This is a genomic window from Candidatus Accumulibacter phosphatis, from assembly GCF_012939955.1.
Classification (GTDB): Bacteria; Pseudomonadota; Gammaproteobacteria; order Burkholderiales; family Rhodocyclaceae; genus Accumulibacter; species Accumulibacter delftensis.
Window position 1 is genome coordinate 1 of the sequence record NZ_SPMY01000119.1, and the last position, 4,194, is coordinate 4,194.

General features: G+C 58.9%; 2 protein-coding genes and 1 pseudogene. All 3 read right to left on the reverse strand.

Annotated features, from left to right (window positions below; all coding sequences use genetic code 11):
- Positions 1-3,216: pseudogene (locus E4Q23_RS22700) on the reverse strand (restriction endonuclease); the annotation flags it as partial.
- A 453-nt stretch (positions 3,217-3,669) separates the two neighbouring features.
- Positions 3,670-3,945 carry a hypothetical protein gene (locus E4Q23_RS22705; protein ID WP_169068688.1) on the reverse strand — a complete coding sequence of 92 codons (276 nt, stop codon included), beginning with the start codon at positions 3,943-3,945 and terminating at the stop codon, positions 3,670-3,672.
- 60 nt (positions 3,946-4,005) lie between these two features.
- On the reverse strand, positions 4,006-4,194 hold a 189-nt coding region (locus E4Q23_RS22710), incomplete at its 5' end, for a hypothetical protein (protein WP_211203910.1).

A 4,194-nucleotide genomic window follows, 5' to 3' on the forward strand; every position in this document is an offset into this window, starting at 1 on the left:
CGCAGGTTGCACCTCACAGTATTTATCGAGCGCTACGAGGACCGCTTTGAAGAACTCGATTCGCCGCGCATGGTAACGAGAGTCGTGCTCGATAAGGGCAAGCTCTCCGTTCACCTCTGTGCTGGTCGCAACGCTCCTGTCCTCCTCCGCTTCACGGAGGAGGTCCTCCAACTTCACCTTCGTCACTGTTGATACGAGCACCTTTGGTAGCTGGCCCAAGGCCTCCTGAACCTCGAGGTAGACGAACTCAGCCAAGGTTGCTGCGTCGAGGACGTAGGTCGCATGAGGACGCGCGAAGAGTTCCAATGCCGCAACGCGCTCCGCTGTTATGCCAGTTCCAACGAAGAGTGGAGGGCCGTCGGTCGGCCAACCCAGGACAGCCTCGACCGCGCTACAGCCCTGACGCTCGGCAAACCCCGAAAGCGTCATGTACCCAGTGGCATAGGCATCGAATAGTTTGTGCGAGATGGCGGAGGAGCGCATGACCTCAGCCTTCATGTAGGCCAAGTCGTGTTCGCTATCGCCCGTCGTGCCGACGTGGACCATCTTCAAATGAGGCAGCCCGCCCAGCGCGTTGGCACGCTCTTGTACGACCCGCAGCATGTGCCTATAGGCCGATTGAATGGACGTCACCGTGTATCGCTTGGTGTCGCCGAAGGCAAGTGTGGGAAGGTTTACTTGCTGCCCCATAACAGCCCCCAGCAACGCCGCCGCTTGCGGTGCAACAGCCTCCGAGTAGCCCTCACGCTTCGGAAGCTCTCCAACATTGGTCGGGTCAATGACAAACCGCGTGGGCTGGTCGAACTCATCGACCAGAGTGATGCAGCTGCCAGATGCGACAGCCAGCAGTTTCTCCTCCATCAGAGGAAGCTCGCCAGGCGCCGCCACAATAGAGATGAAATACGCGGACAGGGCTTCCGGCTCATCCAGGTTGCGCCGGAGCATTCGATACAACCGTCGCATCCCGCGCTCGGCCTCCCCGTATCGAAGTTCTAGGCCGGCCAACTGGGTGGTACCCCGTATCGGTCCCTCGAGCAATTCTGGGACGTTGCGAAGGTCGTTTTGGAACTCGGCCGGTGTCGACGAGTGCAAGCTAACAGTCAACTTGAAGAGCCAGCTTCCAGCAGTATCCGGATGTCTTCTCAGCTGCGCATCCACCAACGGACGCAGGAAGGCCCAGTCCGCGGCTTGCTGGCCAAGTTCGATGGCAAGGCTGCGGGTTTTGTCGCTCTCAATCCAATTGGCAGGTAGCCTAGAAATCAACTCCTTTGCCTTGCGCCGATTGTGAGACCGCACATAGCATGCAAGCAGCCTGTTGTGCAGGTCAGAGAGTCTACCCGGAGTCACCAACCGCTCAAATAGTGCTCCTGCCTCTGCAAACTGTCCGACGTTGAACAGCAGTTCGGCAAGCATGAGTTTCTGGGCATCATGGCTCTCGGGTGTCACCAAGGCCTTTGCCCGTTGCACGATTGCATCCGCTTCCAGGGTTCGTCCCGCTCGATTCAGTACGCGCGCCGCGACGCAAGCCGACACGAGTCCACCAGCGACCTCGACCTTGGCCTCAAGCACCTCACGGACAGCGGTTTCCTGCTGGTCGGCCCGCATCAAGGCGTCCCAGCGAAGTGCAGTGAGCAGCTCGGTCGTTTCGTCGTCGACTGGGTCACAGCCAAGTGCTGCATCTAAAGTCTGCTCAAGCAGCGCTAGGTTGCCGTCTTTGGCCGCGACCTGGCCTACAATGCCGAGGCTAGCGGCGTTCATCTCGGCCAACCTTTCAGCGGCGAGACTCAGGAGCTCACTCTCCCGATCCAGCTCAAACAGAGCAGTTACCTGGGTGCGCAGAATTTCAGCCGAGCGGTACCCGTGGGCCTCGGCGTCCCGCGCAAGGGCGAGTGCTGCCGAGAACCGATGCAGCATCAGCAGCGCGTAGCCTAAGTGGGCAACTGTCTCGCCCACTGATTCAGACTGAACGTCCCAGAGGCGTTCGTGCCACGGGTTGAACAGTTCGACGGCGAACGCAAGTGCGTTCGTCTCACGCACCGGAAGCGCACCCGCCATCGCTCCGACAGGGAACCGGGAACCGCACTCGGCGGCAATCCGAACGGCATTAGCTCGAATGAAAAATCCCGCCGCCGGGTGTTTGGCGGCCTCTTGGCTGAGCTTGATGGCTTCGTCGAGGTTCCCTGCCTTGAGTTCTGCCTGTGCAACGAACTGAAGGGTGTCGGGCTCTTTCTTTAGTGCATCGGGCACATCCTTCATCTGGATGGGCTCGCCTTGCAGGAGACGGACGTTGGCTAGCGCGAACCAGACCTGATGAGAGCCCGGGAATCGCTCAAGGGCTGATTCTCCAGCTGCACGCGCCTCGTCAAGCTTCTTCTGAAGCATGAAGCCCCGAACCTGAGCGGCGGCCATCCGCTCGTCATCCGGATAGAGCTCGAAAGCCTTAAGAAAAAGATTGGCTGACTCCCGGTCGTCTACGCATGTGAGCCAGAGGCCGAAACCCTTCTGCAGGTGCCAACGAGCCTTTTGGTGCGCATCGAACGGCCCTAGGTCCTTGCCAACGGCCGCCAAATGGTCAAGCGCATCACGGTACCGGCAAGCCTGCAGCAGCGCTTGGGTGCGGTCGAGTTGGTCCGAAATGAGCCGGTCGACGGAGTCAGGTCGCGCGGGTGCCAGACCGGCAAGGCTTCGCACAGCTGTATTCGTTTCCAGCACGATGTCGCTAATCGCATTGAGCGACGCCTCTTGCCGATGAAAGGCTGCGCCCGGGGCGTGTGGCGCATAGCTGTCCTGAAGAACCGGGAACCGGTCGATGTGGTTGCAGATATCGTCCCAGAACTCCACCTCGACGGGAAACAGCCCCTTGGCCTCACGGTCATCCGAAAGTTCTTGGACTTTCTTCAGCAGCGCGGCGTCGTTTGGTGCAGTGGTAGCAAGGATGAGCTTCTTGATGGGCGTTTTGTGCTTGTCGGCCTTGCCAACTTCGCCCTCGACATCTTCCCACTTGACCGGCTTCATCGTGTACTTCTTGCACTGGATGCCCACACGCCCAATGCCCGGCTCCTTCACGAATACGTCAACCCCGCCCTGAACTTGGCCGCGGCGGCCATTCATCTTCGGCATCCGGTCGTTGAAGACTACGCCGTACACCTGCGCGCACATGCGTTCAAAATCCGCCTCATTCTTGGGCGGTTGAATTTCGAACGGAATGATGTGCAAGACGGAACCCTTTCTTTCTCTACCTATTCTGCATCCTGCAGCAGTATACCTCTTGCATCTGAAGTATTTTCCCAACGGGTACTGCGTCCCAGGTCGGCATCCAGGCAGCGTTTTGACAAGATTTTGTATTCCAGCCCGACGGAGCCCCGGCCGCTGTTCGGAAAGGGAATCGTGCAGGCACTCACGAACCCAACGGCCATTCTGTTTTCTCAGCGTTACGTCCGCAGCTCCTGCCCCCAGAATTGCCGCTATTTGGGCAATTTGTCATGCTGACGACCTCCGTCTCCGCCTGAGAACTCATATCACATGCTTTTTTTATGCACCGCTTGCTCAAACTCTGAGAAGGCAGTTGAAAATCTAACCCGTGTTCGAATATTCAATCGTGTTTTCGGTGGCATCTAATGATTCATTGGCCTCGGCCTACTGCGCCTGCAAGAAAGGGCAGCTTTAGGTCTAGAGGTGGATGTAGTGCCTGGGCGTATTGAATGACAGCAACGAGTCGGTAGCCGACGGACGCCATCCTGCGCCCACCGGCTGCTGCGCGCCGCGTAGCGGTCGGTCAGGAGAAATCATCAGCGTATTGATGTAGTAGACCATGTAATTCTGGAGCAGGTGCAGTGCAAGCATGCTGACCTCATGATCCTCGCGGCGGGTGCTCGCCATTTCGCCACGGCGGATCGCATCGCCAACCACAATGGGCGTAATCCGCCGTGGCGAAACAGCATACATACGCTCCATCTCCTCTGGTGAGCTCTTTCGGTCGGTCGGACGGACGCAGGGGCCCCCGATTCACGCCGACGGCCTTTGCCCAGCTGCCTGTTCGCGCAGCATCTCCCAGAGGCCAGCGTGGTTCAACAGAATGTCCTTCATCCCGTTCTGCACCGTGGTCGAGTTCAGCGCTTGGGTGCTCATCGCCGTATGAGCGTCCAGCGCGCCCATGATCGCGCTCATGAGTTCGCTCTTGAGGTCGGGTGAATT

What these genes read in the sequence shown, in the direction of transcription:
- E4Q23_RS22705 (WP_169068688.1), bottom strand. Translation starts at nt 3,945, where the DNA reads ATGTATGCTGTTTCGCCACGGCGGATTACGCCCATTGTGGTTGGCGAT.